Source organism: Micrococcales bacterium, from assembly GCA_016703125.1.
Taxonomy (GTDB): Bacteria; Actinomycetota; Actinomycetes; order S36-B12; family UBA10799; genus JADKAV01.
On sequence record JADJCR010000004.1, the window covers coordinates 337,332 to 351,137 of the forward strand.

Below are 13,806 nucleotides of genomic sequence, written 5' to 3' on the forward strand. Positions count from 1 at the left end.
TGTATGTCGCCCTATCGGCGTGAAGCCGGAGAGGCTTGAGTGCCCAGGCATGTCGGCCCGGTCAGGAGGCCTCGCGATGCAGAGCCATGATGTCTGCGCGCGCGTCCCAGCGACTAGCCAGCTCACCGGACAATCCCGCACGCACCCCCGTCGTGATGGTGCTGGCCTGTGCGAAGTGAGCACGCGCGGAGTCGGGGTCGGCATCTTTCAGAAGTGCCGCCAGCACGGCGTGTGCCGGCCAGGCGACGGCGAGGAATCCCATGGAACTGCTCAGCATGAGCGATCGGCGCAGTCGCGGGACAGCATCCTCCCGGTGACCGGCCTCGATGTCCGCGACGGCCACGAACAGCAGGCTCTTGGCCACGTGCCGGGGGGCTGTCGCCGATTCCGCGGAGTCGAGGGCCTGGGTGGCGTGGGTGAGCGCGTCCTCGTACCGCGACTGCAGCAGCGCCACTTCGCACTCCACCCAGGCCACGCGTACCCGGTGCCGCCACCACGTCGCGCCGCTGTGCGGATCGGCGGACACCCGGTCGAGTAACGACCGCGCCTGGGCCAGCGTGGTCGTGGCCGTCAACGCGTCCTGCAGACCGACAGCATCCGCCGCCAGGCCGGTCATCGCCTCGATCGCTGCCCCCGGTGTCGCGGCGCCGGCCATCGCCTCGCGGTCGGCCAGCAGGGCCAGGTCGTGGCAGCCGATCTGTCGAAGCAGGCTCGCACGCAGGGAACGGGCCATGGAGTACTCCGGCGTCCCGCCCGCGATGCCCTCGATCACAGCGAGCGCCTCCCCGTAGCGGCCGCAGGCACCGAGGGCCACCCCGTGCAGCCACTGCGCGTAGACCTCCGCACGTCCCTCCAGCCCCTGCAGGCCTGCCAAGAGGGGTAGGGACTCGTCGACCGCGCCGTGGAAGACGAGCCATTCGGCGCGCTCCAGGTCGGGGTTCATCGCCACATACTCAGCGTATTGCTCAAACGTGGGCTCGGACGAAGTCGATGGCCTCGCGCAACCCTTTCAGCTGTGTGGCCACCACGTCATCCGGCCAACCCGGCCCGGCAACAGCCAGGGCCGGCCGCGGGCGCAGCCCGGGCAGCTCGTCGAAACCCTGCAGGTCGGCATTCTCCGGCAGTTGCGCCCAGAGGATGATCACCGCAGGGTGCAACCGACGAGCCGCCTGTCCGAGTGCCGAGGCTGGTGTGCGGGCAGTGAGCAGTTCGGCACCAACTCCCTGCTCGGCCAGCGCTGCTCGTAGCGCATACAGCGGCAGGACATGGTCCTCGGTGGCGGTCGCCGCCAGCAGCACGCCCTCACGCTTGACCGGTGTGTCGATGAACAGTCCGGCGGTCACCGCGTCGGAGAGCACGTGCTCCACGTCGACCCCCGCCGCTCGCTGCTCCCACTGCTCGCCGGCCCGCTGCAGAGCCGGAGCGATCAGATGTTCCCAGGAGGCGAGGACGCCGGCAGCTCGCACGCTGTCGGCCACGATGTGAGCGCAGCGCTGACCGTCGAGGGCCTGGGCCGCCTCCCACAACGACCGCACCGGCGCGGTGGGCACGTCGTCGACGGGTGCGGCCACCGGGGCGGGCACAGCGGGCGCGCCATCGCGCACCTGGGCCGCCGCCTGGGCCACCGGGACACCAGAACGCATCAGCCGTTGCATCATGACGAGCTTCTCGACGTCTTCGGGGGTGTATCGGCGGTGCGAACCCTCGCTTCGTACCGAGGGTTCGAGGCCGTAGCGGTGCGCCCACGTGCGCAGGGTCGCGGGGGAGATGCCCAACTGCCGCGCCACCGAGCCCGCAGACAAGGTCACCGTGATCGATTGCACCAGCCGAGTCTCCCCCGTTTCTGCGTGCCCCGCACGTTTTCGCTCTGGGCGAATCGACCCTTGACACGGTTTTGAAACGATATTAGGTTCAGACGTAACACAGATGAAGGAGGCAGTCATGGCGGAACTCTCCCGGCTCCCGGGCACCAACACCGACCACTGGGACTGGCAGATGGACGCCGCCTGCCGGGGCGAGAACTCGGAGGTGTTCTTCCACCCGGAGGGCGAGCGCGGCGCCGCTCGAGTCATCCGCACCAATCGGGCCAAGGCCGTTTGCGCCGAGTGCCCGGTCCGGCAAGCCTGCCTCGACCACGCCGTGGCGGTACGGGAGCCGTACGGCATCTGGGGCGGTCTCGGCGAGGACGAACTCGCCGCCCTCTACCAGCAGCGCAAACTCCACATCGCATAGACCACCTCTCGGGTCGCCACCTGCCCCCTCCCCTGGTGGCGACCACCCCAGAAGGCCCCGGGCACACTCCCCCGGGGCCTTCGCTTGTCTTCGGTCCGCGCCACGGCGACCGCGGCGCGGAACCCGGCGCCGGCGTCCACCCACCCCGGCCCAGCCCATGGCGGGACCCCGCTGAACCTCCCCGCTGACCGGATCTCTCCCCGATACCAGCAGCGCGCACACCCACCCCGGCCCAGCCGAAGGCGGGAGAGAACCCGCTGGGCGGGAGCGTTCCAACCCCGCTTAACCTCTCCCCGCCTTCCGGACCTCTCCCCGATACCAGTAGCGCGCACAACCCCCGCCGCCCCGGCCAAGGCGGGCATCGCCGGACCTCTCCCCCTGCCGCTGATCGGTGGCCGCAAACGAAGCAGGGCCCCGGGAAGTCTCCCGGGGCCCTGCTTCGTGCGGTGTCAGTGGGTGTGACCGTGGTGGTGGGAGTGGCCGTGACCGTGGTCGTGGCTCTCCTCTTCATCCTCCGGCTTGTCCACGACGAGCGCCTCGGTCGTCAGCAGCATCGCCGCGATCGAACCGGCGTGCTCGACGGCCGAGCGGGTCACCTTGACCGGGTCGATGACGCCGTCTGCGATGAGATCGCCGTACTGACCGGTCGCGGCGTTGTACCCGTGGCCCAGTTCGGCCACCTTGGAGACCACGACGTCACCGGATTCCCCGGCGTTCTGCGCGATCCACGACAGCGGGGCGACCAACGCCTTCTGAACGATGCGGACACCGGCCGCCTCATCAGGATCGGCGAAAGCGGTCGGGTCGAGTTGCGCCGCCGCGAACACCAGCACGCTGCCGCCACCGGCGATGATGCCCTCCTCGACCGCAGCCCGCGTGGCCGCCACGGCGTCCTCGACGCGGTGCTTCTTCTCCTTGAGTTCCACCTCGGTGTGCGCGCCGACCTCGATGACACAGACCCCGCCGACGAGCTTGGCCAAGCGCTCTTTGAGCTTCTCGCGGTCCCAGTCGGAGTCGGACGCCTCCACCTCGCTCTTGATCTGCTCGATACGCCCGGCGATCGCCGCCTCGTCGCCCTTGCCGTCGACGATGGTGGTCTCGTCCTGGTGATCACGACGCGGTGAGCGGTGCCCAGCACGTCGAGGCCCACCTGGTCGAGCTTCATGCCCAGATCGGCGGTCACGACCTGGCCGCCGGTCAGGATGGCCATGTCCTCGAGCATCGCCTTGCGGCGCTCGCCGAAGGCCGGAGCCTTCACCGCCGCGGAGTTGAACGTGCCGCGGATCTTGTTGACGACCAGCGCGGACAGCGCCTCGCCCTCGACGTCCTCGGCGACGATCACCAGCGGCTTCCCGCTCTGCATGACCTTCTCCAGCAACGGGAGCAACTCCTGCAGCGACGGCGACCTTGCCCTGCACCAGCAGGATCAGCGGGTCGTCGAGAACCGCTTCCATGCGCTCGGGGTCGGTCACGAAATACGGCGAGATGTAGCCCTTGTCGAACTGCATTCCCTCGGTGAAGTCGAGCGCCAGCGCGGTGGTCGTGGCCTCCTCGACCGTGATGACACCGTCTTTGCCGACCTTCTCGAAGGCGTCGGCGATGAGCTTGCCGATCTCGGCGTCCTGCGCGGAGATCGTCGCCACCTGGGCGGTCTCCTCCGCACCCTCGACCGGGCGGGCGGCGTCGGACAGGAACTGCGACACCTGCGCCACGGCTTGGTCGATGCCACGCTTGACACCCATGGGTGAGGCGCCGGCAACGACCATCCGGATCCCTTCGGAGACCATCGCCTGCGCGAGCACGGTAGCGGTGGTCGTACCGTCTCCGGCGACGTCGTTGGTCTTGGTGGCGACCTCCTTGACCAACTGGACTCCGAGGTTCTCGTAGGGGTCGCTCACCTCGATCTCACGGGCGATGGTGACACCGTCGTTGGTGATCGTCGGGGCGCCCCAGGACTTGTCCAGCACCACGTTGCGGCCTCTGGGACCGATGGTCACGCGCACAGCGTCGGCCAGCGTGTTCACGCCGCGCTCGAGGGCCCTGCGGGCCTCGACGTCGAATTCCACAATCTTGGGCATGTTCTTCCTTCGTGATATGCACAAGCCCCCGGGACGTCCCCGGGTTCCGGGGGGTCCCAGGGGCCTGCACTGGTTTTGGGAACGACTACTTCTCCACCACTGCCAGCACGTCGCGTGCCGACAGGATCAGGTAGTCCTCACCGTCGAACTTGATCTCAGTGCCTCCGTACTTCGAGTACACGACAACATCGCCCACGCTGATGTCCAGCGGGATGCGCTTCTCGCCCTCGTCATCGAACCGACCAGGACCAACCGCGAGGACCTTGCCCTCTTGCGGCTTCTCCTTGGCCGTGTCCGGGATGACCAGGCCTGAGGCCGTGGTCTGCTCTGCGTCCAGCGGCTGCACGAGGATACGGTCCTCGAGCGGCTTAATGGCGACCGACACGGTCTACCTCCCTATTGGGATCGAAACGGACAGTGGGTACTGCGGGTCTTCCGTGATGTCCGAGCGTCGCGGTCCCGGACCTACTTCAGACCGTTAGCACTCACAGCGGGTGAGTGCTAACTCAGACAGTAATCCCTGTTAGCACTGTCGTCAAGAGAGTGCTAATCAAAGGCGTCGAGCCGGCCCGCCACCGACGCCGTGCCCAACCACGTGTGGGGGGCGCCGGCGAAACACCACCCCAGTTTCGGAGCGTTTCCGCTGATCCACAACGCCGGAACCCGCTTGTCACCGCGCGTCGAACCGGCCAGCGAGAAGCACTCGTTGCGCTGCAGGACCGAGGGGTTGTGCACGAACACACCCAGGCCCTCCTCGATGGTCACCGGCAAACGACCGCGGGCGAGGATCTGCGGCACGGCCTGCCGCGGCGGCACGTTGAGGTACTCCACCCCGGGCTCGAAACCGTGGATCAGGTAGGGGCGGTCGACCGGCACATCCGCAGCCACTGGGTGGTAGCGATCCGGATCCTCGAAGTTGCGGTCGAAGATGCCGGTCTTGCTGCCCCCGGCCAGGCGCAGGCGCGCGATCACTTCCTGTACCGGCACGAGCGCGTGCGGCAGGACCAGCACGGAGTCGCGACGCTTCACCGCTTCCAGCGGCCGCACGTCGACCGCCGCGACGTCGAAGCCGAGGTCCGCATAACGCTCCAGTTGCTCCTCTACTCCCACGCTGCGCCACAACGCAGAACGAGGGCCGTCCATTCCGACCGGCAGGCTAGCCTTACGCGCATGAGTAGAACTGTTGCGATCCTGGTCGTCACCGCGGCCGCTCTCGGCACTCCGGTGATGGCCGGTGCGGCCACCACCGACGGCACCTACAAGGGCAGCGCGCGGTCCACCGACGGCGGCACCACCTACGGCAAGGCCTCCTTCACCGTCAAGAAGGGGAAACTGGTCACGTGGGCCGTCGAGAAGGTGCCGCAGCAGTGCCAGTCGACCGAGTTCATGAACTACGGCTTCACCGTGGCGTCAAATGTGCTCAAGGCCTACGGACTGAAGTCCAAGGACGTGAAGGTCAGCAGCAAGGGTCGCTTGAAGTTCACCTACCGGCAGCCCAACCACCTCGACACCATCGCGGTCGACGTGAAGTTCACGAAGAAGAAGGCCACCGGCAGCGTGATCCAGACCGCCGGTCCCGGCGAGTCGGACACCCAGAACTGCTCCGGTTCCGCCCGTTTCACCACGAAGAAGTGATCCCGCAGGCCGCCCCCCGGGGCGGTGACTCGTGGACGTCGATTGGCTGACCAGTGACCAGGGTCGTGCCGCCGTCGCCGCCCTGCGCGACGTGGACCCGCTGCGCGCGCGTTCGGTCCAGCCGCAGCTGTCCGCACAGCAGGTCGCCGACGCACTGACACAGGTTCAGCACCGACCATCCGACTTCCCCCTCCCCCTGGTCACCGCCGAGGGCGTCCAGCAGGCCAGCCCGGTCGAGGTGGCCCGGCGCCGCGCCGCCCGCCTCGCCAGTTCCGGGATCGAGACAATCGTCGACGCCGGGTGCGGGATCGGCATGGATGCCTGGGCCTTCGCCCGAGCGGGCCTGCGAGTGATCGCCTACGAGGCGGACCCGGATACGTTCGCGGTGGCGCGGGTCAATCTCGCCGGCGCCGACGTCCGCCAGGCCGACGTGACCACTGTGGACCTGCCGCCCGGCGCCGCCCTGTACGTGGACCCGGCCAGGCGCCTCGAGCACCGGCAGACAGATGGCCGTGCGATCCGGCCGCACGACCCCCAGTTGTGGCGCCCGCCGTGGGACTGGGTGCTGACTCAGGCGCAGCAGCGGCCGGTAGTGGCGCGCATCCGGCCCGGTCATCGCGGCCTGCCCGACGGCACCGAATGGCACTGCACCTCGATCGCGCGGCACCTCGTCGATGCGACCGCCTGGTTCCCCCCGCTGGCCCAGGTGCCCCGCCGGGCGAGTGTCCTGACCGGCCCCCAGGCCCATGAACTGACCGGGCCCGCCGTCACGCCAGAGACCGGCCCAGTCGCGCGGTTCATCGTCGACCCCGACCCGGCGATCGTGCGTTCCGGACTGGTGGCCGAGGCCGCCAGCACCGCTGAAGGACACCTCATCGACGAGCACCTCGCGTTCATCACAACCACAGTCCGGCCGGACCCCTGGCTCGGGCGTTGCATGGAGATTCTGGAACCGACCTCGCTGAAGGCGGCGGTTGCGACCTGCCGGCGGCTGGGCCTGTCATCGGCGACGTTGTGGGTGCGCGGATTCCAGCGACCACCGCACCTCGCGATGCCGCAAGGCCCCGACGCAGTGGTGGTCGCCACCAGGATCGGGCCCGACCGCCGTACACATGCGTGGGTTGGGCGCCGAGTGCACTGACCGGGCGACGCCGCGACGCCCGGGGCTACCGTGGCGTGCCATGAACCGCTCGCGTGCGATCGCCGCCGGGGTCAGCGCCGGCCTGCTCCTCTCGCCCTTGATCGCCGCACCTCCGGCGAGTGCGGCCTCACAGGGCCTTCCCGCCGGTGGCGCCAAGGTCAACCGCGGCAAAGCGCCCTGCAACACCCTGCCCGACCTGAGCGGCACCAGGCCCGGCCAACTGCTCACGTACAAGGAGGTGAAGGTTGCGAAGTCACTGCTGAAAGGCGCCCGCATGTTCCGGGTCCTGTACACCACTTCCGGCGTGGACGAGCGGCACGTGCAGGCGTCGTGCGGCCTGGTGGTCCTGCCGACCAAGGCCAAGGACCGACGCAACCAGGTGATCGCCTACGCCCACGGCACCATCGGCATGCATCAGTCCTGTCAGCCGTCCAACGACCCCAAGGCGACCCTCAAAGGGCTGGGGGCGATCTCTTACGGGCAGGGCCGCCACGCCGTTCAGGGCAGTCCGCGCAAGGGTGTCCTGCAGGGGCTCATCGACCAGGGCCGCATGGTGACGGCCACGGACTACTACTCCGGCCTGGGTCAGCCCGCATCGGCGCAGCAGAACTACGTGCTCGGTTTCCCTGCTGGCGCCGCGACGCTGGACAGCGTGCGCGGGGGTGCAGTTGCAGCAGCGGCTGGGCAAGAGCCGGCCACCGGCCTCCTGGAAGCTGGCGACCTGGGGCATCTCCCAAGGTGGGCACGCTGCCATGTGGGCCGGACAGCTGGCTGGTGAGTACCTGCAAGCCACCAAGCTGCCGCAGGATCCGCAGTTCGAGCCCGTGGGCGTGGCCGCCATCGTGCCGGCAAGCTCCTTCGTGGCCACCGAGCAAACCCCGGCCGCCCTCAACGGGCGTCATCTCGGCGACTTGGAGATGCACGAACCGGCGCTGGTGGTCAACGGCAAACCTGTGGGCAACATGGGCGCGCTGCTGTTCTCGCTGGTGGTCACGTCGTGGGCGAAGTACCCGGGCAGTGGCACGCTGCAGCCGGACGCCCGCTTCCCTGGCTACCCGGCGGCGGTGCCGCTCCCCCAGATGACCGACGTCCTGACCGGCCCCGATGCCGGCAATGGCCAAGCGGTCGCCACCAGCATCGCGGCGGGTTGCCCCAACGCGGGCCTGGCGCTGCAGACCACCCCCTACAACCAGCCGGCGAAGGCGGCGTTCTTCGCACAACCGATGTGGGGCGGCCCGGGCCCGGGCGGGAAGTGGGCCGGTCAGATCGACGCCACCTGCCTGAGCCCGGGGATCGACCCCGCGTTCGACAACTGGTGCACCTGGCTGGCCTACAACCAGCCCGGACCGGATGGGCAGAACCCCTTCCCCAAGTTCCCCATGAGATCCGACGGTTCGGTCGCCGACGTGCTCATCGCGGAGGGGATGGCGGACAACGTCGTGTGGTGCATGAAGTCGGGCAAGCAGGTGCCCGCCCCGGGCGACTGCCTGGCGCGGCAGCTCTACGACTCGCTGGCACCGGCGTGTGCTGGTGCCAGCGTCAGACTCGATCTGTTCGCGCGCACGAAACGCTCCCCCGCAACTCACGGATCCACGTACATGCAACTCGCCGACAACGGCCGGGCTGCCTACAAGGGCTCGCGGCTCGACAGGTTCTTCCAGGGCGCTTTCACGGACTCGCTGTCCCCCGGCTGCAAGGCGACGGTGGTCAACCGCTAGTCGTCACCACAGGACGGCGATGACGACGTTGGCGATCGCCAGGCCACCGATGGCCGCCCAGACCGCGTTGCTGATCGCGTCCTTCTTACGGTTGGCCAGGATCAGGCCGAGCACGACGAGCAGGATGACGAACTTCACGCCGATCTTGGCGTTGTCCGGCAGCGCCCATTGATCGGGGTCGCTGTTGTGCAGGGGGTAGCGCATGCCGACCAGCAGGATGCCAGTGACCAACTGCGTCAAAGCGCCGTGCAGCATCGCGTTGTTGACCACGCGCGGACTGGTGCTGATCTGCACGAGGAAGCCACCGATCAGCGAGGCCAGACCGACGAAGTGCAGGATGACCAAGAGGTTGTAGACCAGGCTCATACCTCGATTCTCGCTGACCGGCTGCCGTCGGCAAGACGGCCCCGACCGCACCCACGCCCGGTAGGTGGTGCTAACGGCCTCACGGCAGCAGCGGCTCCATGACCGGCAGCGAGGAGTCCGCACCCAGGGACCACCCCGAGGGCGGCCGGCCACGGACCACCATCTCGGCCCCCAGCGCCGCCACCATGGCGCCGTTGTCCGTGCACAAGGCCGGGCGTGGCACGCGCAACCGGATGCCCGCCGCGTCACACCGCTGTTCGGTCAGGGCTCGCAGCCGGCTGTTGGCCGCCACCCCGCCGCCGAGGATGAGGGTGTCGATGCCGTGATCGCGGCAGGCCGCGACCGCCTTCGCCGAGAGCACGTCGGCCACGGACTCCTGGAACGACGCCGCGACGTCGGCGACCGGTGCCCCGGGGTTGGCGGCCAGCCACCGCTTCACCGCGGTCTTCAGACCCGAGAACGAGTAGTCGTACTTCGCGTCGCGCGGCCCGGTGAGCCCACGGGGGAACGCGATCGCGCGCGGATCACCCCGGCGCGCAGCGTCGTCGATGGCGGGACCGCCGGGAAATCCGAGCCCCAGCATCCGGGCCACTTTGTCGAACGCCTCCCCGGCCGCATCGTCGATCGTCGCACCGAGGGGTTCGACATCGGCAGTCACATCCCCCACCCGCAGGATGGACGAATGTCCTCCGGAGGCCAGCAATGCGACGCACCCCTGTGGAAGGGGCCCGTGCTGCAACTGGTCCACGGCAACGTGGGCCGACAGGTGATTGACCCCGTAGAGCGGCTTGTCCAGTGCCAGCGCGAGCGCCTTGGCCGCAGCCACGCCGACCACGAGCGCGCCAACGAGTCCGGGCCCGGCAGTCACCGCGAGCGCGTCGACGTCCCGCAGCGACACCCCTGCCGTCTCACACGCGCGGTGCAGGGTCGGCACCATCGCCTCCACGTGCGCCCGGCTCGCGACTTCAGGCACGACGCCACCGAACCGCACCTGCTCGGGAACGCTGCTGGCCACCGCGTCCGCCAGCAGCGTATTGCCCGAGACGATCCCGACCCCGGTCTCGTCGCAGGACGTCTCGATGCCAAGCACCAAAGGGCTCACAGGTCCAACCCCATCACGAGGGCGTCGGAGAAGTCCGGGTAGTACCGCACCCGGCGGCGCACATGCGCGAACCCAGCGCGCTCGTAGAGGCCGATGGCCGCCACGTTGTCCGCACGCACCTCCAGATGCAGGCGGCGACACCCGTGTCCGCGGGCGTGACCGATCAGATGGGCGAGCAGTTGCGCACCGAGGCCGCGGCCCTGCGCGGACGCCGCGACGGCCAGAGTCTGCACGTCGGCATCCGGGGCCAGCAGCCACAGTCCGGCATAACCGAGCACATCACCGTCGTCGGCCACCACGTAGTGGCGATCGGGTCGCGCCAACTCCCCCCAGAACGACTCCGCGGGCCAGGCCGTCGCCCCGAACACGTCGTTCTCGATGACCAGGACCCGATCGAGATCCCACCACTTCATCGCCCGGATCATGCCGGTTTCGCGTCCGGTTCCCGCAGGTACCAGGGCCGCACCGGCAGGTCGGCCGGGGCCAACAACAGATCGGCCGCGTCGAGTTCGGCGAGGGTCCCCAGCTCCGGGTACCGCTGCACACCAGGGCCCACCACCGGCACCCCGGGCCAGCGGGCGGCGACTTCCACCGGCGGGATCACCACCGGCCCGTCCACCCGAACGCCCCCTCGGCGTAGCGCGCCGCGAAGACCTCCCGGCGGCGGGCGTCGCTGACCACCACCACGTCGCCGAACCGGGCGCCGAGCCCGTCCAGCGAGCACACCCCCGACACCTGCACCCCGAGCGCGTCGCCCATGACCGCAGCGCTCACGACTCCCACCCGCAGGCCGGTGTACGGCCCGGGACCCACTCCCACGACGATCCCGGTCACCGCACCGGCGTCGGGCACCACCTCCCGGATCACCTCCGCGAGGTGTTCGGCGTGGCCCATCGGCGCCACGACACCGGCGCTGCGGCCGCCGAAGGCCGCACAGGTCCGGGCCGTGGAGGTGTCGATCGCCAGGACGCTCACAGCGGGACCCCCCTGCCGACACCGGCGATGGTGACCAAGCGGCCCTCGGGCAGGATCTCGATGTCGATCTCCAGCCGCCGGTCGGACAGCCCTTCAGCGCGGTCGCGACCCCACTCCACGCACACCACGGCGTCCTCGGCATCGACGTCGAGGTCCTCGAACTCCCCGGGACCACCCAGGCGGTAGGCGTCAGCGTGGATGAGGGCGGGCCCGCCGACTTCGGACGGATGCCGACGCGCGATGACGAAGGTGGGACTCGTGATCGGTCCGCGCACCCCGAGGCCCTCCCCGACACCGCGCATCAGGGTGGTCTTACCTGCGCCCAGATCACCTGTCAGCAGCACCACGTCGCCGGCGTGCAGGCGCATCCCGATCAGTCGGCCGAGTTCGGTCATCGCCGCCGGCGACTCGACCTCACGACGCACGATGGCCGAAGGCGAGGCGGGTGATGCCATCGGTGACCTCTTCGTGGCGCTCGAGCTGGATCATGTGCCCCGTGGCCGGCAGGATCACCCCGCGGGCATCGGGGAGCAGTTCCATCAGGGTGCGGGTGTGTGACACCGGCGTCATCACGTCGTCCTCCCCGCACACGATGTAACCCGGCACGTCGGCCATCGCCTTCAGAGCGTCGTGCAGATCGTGGGCCAGCAGTGACGGCAGGAAGTCGACGATCGTCTCCATCGGAGTCGCGTTGATCATCGCCAGCGTGAACGTGTTCAGCGAGTTGGGCGCGCCGGGACCGAAACTCGCGCGCTTGGTGAGCACGAAATTCAGATCCGTGGTGCGCACCTGCTGGACCATCGACCCCATCAGCACCTTGCTCGGCCGGATCCCCGCAGCGGCAGTACCTGCACGGTTGGCCAGCCCGGGGGGCAGTCCCAGGAAGTCCGTCGACAGGTGACCGGCGCTGGTGGCCACCAACGCGAAGCCGGCGACTCTGCCGTCGACGAACAATTCGGGGAACTGCGAACCCAGGGACATCACCGTCATCCCGCCCATGGAGTGCCCGACGAGGGTGACCGGTCCCTGGGTGAAGCCGTTGACGACCCACAGCATGTCGCGGCCCAGTTGCTCGACCGTGCTGTTCTCCATCGGTCCGCGCTCACTGCGCCCGTGGCCACGCTGGTCCCAGAGCACCAGTCGGGCCTTCCCCCGCAGCGCCTTGCGCTGGAAGTGCCAACTGTCCTGCGTCAGCGTGTAGCCGTGGGCGAACACGATCGTGGGAGCCTCCGGGTCGTCACACGGATGGACCTCCACGTACAACTGGGTGCCGTCGGAAGCCCGCAGCCAATGGGGCTCCCCGCGCACTTCGCCGAACGGCTCGTCCAGATACGGATCGGGACGCCACGGCTGGCGCACGGCCAGTTGTTCAACGACCGCTCCGGCGGCCAGGCCGGCAGCCAGTGCCAGCAGGGACCTCATGCGCCCTCCCCCACATACACGCGGGGGACGCGGGGACCGAGCCGGGTGACGATCTCGTAGCCGATGGTGCCCGTGGCCTGCGCCCAGTCCTCGGCCAGCGGCACCCCGTCGAGGCCGTCCCCGAAGAGGACCACCTCGTCCCCGGCCACTGCCGGGTCGTCGCCGAGATCGAGCACGAACTGGTCCATGCACACCCGGCCGGCGATCGTGCGCCGGCGGCCGGCTGCGAAGACCGGACCCACGTTGGTCGCATTTCGGGGGATGCCATCGGCGTATCCCAGAGGCACGACCGCCGTCGTCGCATCCGCCGGCAACCGGTACTGATGGCCGTAGGACAGTCCGGCGCCCGCGGGCAGGCGTTTGACCGTGGTCATCCGGCCCACCAATGTCATGACCGGCCGCAGGCCGAGTTGGGCGGGGGTGCCCATGCCGGCCCCGGGGGCCACGCCGTACATCGCGATTCCGGGCCGCACCAGCGTGAAGTGGGCCTCGGGCAGGCTCAGGGTCGCCGCGGAATTCGCCAGGTGCAAGTGTTCCGGCTGAACGCCGAGCGCCGCGGCGTGCTCGACCCCGCGGTGGAACCGCTCGATCTGCGCAGTGTTCAGCGGATTGTGCGGTTCGTCCGCCACCGTGAAGTGCGACCAGATCGCCACGATCTGCGCGCGGCCGGCGTCCTGCAGCGCCTTGGCCCGGGACACGAACCCCTCCCACATCCCCGGCGGGCACCCAGCCCGGCCGAGCCCGGTGTCGAGCTTCAGGTGCAGCCGTGCGAACCGGCCCGTGGCGGCCACGCACTCCAGGTGATCGGGGGTTGAGACCCCGACGTCGATCCCGGCGCCCAGCACCTCGTCCCACGGGTCCGATGGGTCAGCCAGCCACGCCAGCAGCGGCCCGCGATCACCGCTGGCACGCACCTCGAGGGCTTCCTCGAACAGGGCGACACCCAGCCATTCGGCGCCTGCCGCCCGCGCCGCCCGCGCCATGGGCAGCAGCCCGTGTCCGTACGCGTCGGCTTTGACGATGGCCATCTGCTGACTGTTCGGGGCCGCAGCCCGCAGCGTGTCGAGGTTGTGCGCGAACGCGTCAAGATCTATCCGGGCCTCGGCGCGACTCACCTCTCCATGGTAATGGCGGGAT

The 13,806-nt window shown here is 69.4% G+C and carries 15 protein-coding genes and 2 pseudogenes; 5 read left to right on the plus strand and 12 right to left on the minus strand.

Annotated features, from left to right (window positions below):
- Positions 1–61 precede the first annotated feature (61 nt).
- Together IPG68_08470 and IPG68_08475 are read right to left on the minus strand one after the other, a co-directional pair.
- Positions 62–949: a hypothetical protein gene (locus tag IPG68_08470; GenBank protein MBK6763297.1), complete on the minus strand. Its 888-nt coding sequence runs from the start codon at positions 947–949 to the stop codon at positions 62–64.
- A gap of 16 nt (positions 950–965) precedes the next feature.
- On the minus strand, positions 966–1,823 hold the full coding sequence (locus IPG68_08475; GenBank protein MBK6763298.1) for a MerR family transcriptional regulator: 858 nt from the start codon (positions 1,821–1,823) through the stop codon (positions 966–968).
- A gap of 118 nt (positions 1,824–1,941) precedes the next feature.
- Here IPG68_08475 and IPG68_08480 point away from each other — a divergent pair, with 118 nt between their 5' ends.
- Positions 1,942–2,232, plus strand: a complete 291-nt coding sequence (locus IPG68_08480) for a WhiB family transcriptional regulator (GenBank protein ID MBK6763299.1) — start codon at positions 1,942–1,944, stop codon at positions 2,230–2,232.
- Between the two features lie 449 nt (positions 2,233–2,681).
- On the opposite strand, the pseudogene groL reads toward IPG68_08480, so the two are convergent.
- From groL to IPG68_08495, 3 genes and pseudogenes are all read right to left on the minus strand, one after another.
- Positions 2,682–4,310: pseudogene (gene groL / locus IPG68_08485) on the minus strand (chaperonin GroEL).
- An 85-nt stretch (positions 4,311–4,395) separates the two neighbouring features.
- The gene (gene groES, locus IPG68_08490) at positions 4,396–4,695 is read right to left on the minus strand and encodes a co-chaperone GroES (protein ID MBK6763300.1); all 300 of its coding nucleotides are present in this window, start codon (positions 4,693–4,695) and stop codon (positions 4,396–4,398) included.
- Positions 4,696–4,856: 161 nt separating this feature from the next.
- Positions 4,857–5,453 carry a hypothetical protein gene (locus IPG68_08495; protein ID MBK6763301.1) on the minus strand — a complete coding sequence of 199 codons (597 nt, stop codon included), beginning with the start codon at positions 5,451–5,453 and terminating at the stop codon, positions 4,857–4,859.
- Positions 5,454–5,480: 27 nt separating this feature from the next.
- On the opposite strand from IPG68_08495, the gene IPG68_08500 reads away from it, so the two are divergent.
- The 4 genes from IPG68_08500 to IPG68_08515 are packed head-to-tail and all read left to right on the plus strand — an operon-like array spanning position 5,481 to position 8,804.
- A complete protein-coding gene (locus IPG68_08500; protein MBK6763302.1) occupies positions 5,481–5,945 on the plus strand; it encodes a hypothetical protein in 465 nt (154 codons plus the stop codon).
- A gap of 31 nt (positions 5,946–5,976) precedes the next feature.
- Positions 5,977–7,086 (plus strand): hypothetical protein, encoded by a 1,110-nt coding sequence (locus tag IPG68_08505; protein MBK6763303.1) that lies wholly within the window; start codon positions 5,977–5,979, stop codon positions 7,084–7,086.
- Positions 7,087–7,126: 40 nt separating this feature from the next.
- Positions 7,127–7,864: a hypothetical protein gene (locus tag IPG68_08510; protein MBK6763304.1), complete on the plus strand. Its 738-nt coding sequence runs from the start codon at positions 7,127–7,129 to the stop codon at positions 7,862–7,864.
- Entirely contained in the window at positions 7,839–8,804 is a 966-nt protein-coding gene (locus IPG68_08515; GenBank protein ID MBK6763305.1) for a hypothetical protein, read from the plus strand. The genes IPG68_08510 and IPG68_08515 overlap by 26 nt, the downstream gene beginning before the upstream one ends.
- Positions 8,805–8,807: 3 nt before the next feature.
- On the opposite strand, the gene IPG68_08520 is transcribed toward IPG68_08515, so the two are convergent.
- The 7 genes and pseudogenes from IPG68_08520 to alr all read right to left on the minus strand — a co-directional run bounded on the left by IPG68_08520 (position 8,808) and on the right by alr (position 13,784).
- On the minus strand, positions 8,808–9,170 hold the full coding sequence (locus tag IPG68_08520) for a hypothetical protein (GenBank protein MBK6763306.1): 363 nt from the start codon (positions 9,168–9,170) through the stop codon (positions 8,808–8,810).
- Positions 9,171–9,249: 79 nt separating this feature from the next.
- Positions 9,250–10,272: a tRNA (adenosine(37)-N6)-threonylcarbamoyltransferase complex transferase subunit TsaD gene (gene tsaD, locus IPG68_08525; GenBank protein MBK6763307.1), complete on the minus strand. Its 1,023-nt coding sequence runs from the start codon at positions 10,270–10,272 to the stop codon at positions 9,250–9,252.
- On the minus strand, positions 10,269–10,697 hold the full coding sequence (rimI, locus tag IPG68_08530) for a ribosomal protein S18-alanine N-acetyltransferase (GenBank protein MBK6763308.1): 429 nt from the start codon (positions 10,695–10,697) through the stop codon (positions 10,269–10,271). Before rimI ends, tsaD begins: the two co-directional genes overlap by 4 nt.
- Positions 10,694–11,247 (minus strand): annotated as a pseudogene (gene tsaB / locus IPG68_08535) (tRNA (adenosine(37)-N6)-threonylcarbamoyltransferase complex dimerization subunit type 1 TsaB). The gene rimI and the pseudogene tsaB overlap by 4 nt, the downstream one beginning before the upstream one ends.
- Positions 11,244–11,702, minus strand: coding sequence for a tRNA (adenosine(37)-N6)-threonylcarbamoyltransferase complex ATPase subunit type 1 TsaE (gene tsaE, locus IPG68_08540; protein ID MBK6763309.1), 459 nt, complete (start codon positions 11,700–11,702; stop codon positions 11,244–11,246). The pseudogene tsaB and the gene tsaE overlap by 4 nt, the downstream one beginning before the upstream one ends.
- Positions 11,662–12,669, minus strand: a complete 1,008-nt coding sequence (locus IPG68_08545; protein MBK6763310.1) for an alpha/beta hydrolase — start codon at positions 12,667–12,669, stop codon at positions 11,662–11,664. Before IPG68_08545 ends, tsaE begins: the two co-directional genes overlap by 41 nt.
- Positions 12,666–13,784, minus strand: coding sequence for an alanine racemase (gene alr, locus IPG68_08550; GenBank protein ID MBK6763311.1), 1,119 nt, complete (start codon positions 13,782–13,784; stop codon positions 12,666–12,668). Before alr ends, IPG68_08545 begins: the two co-directional genes overlap by 4 nt.
- Positions 13,785–13,806 lie beyond the last annotated feature (22 nt).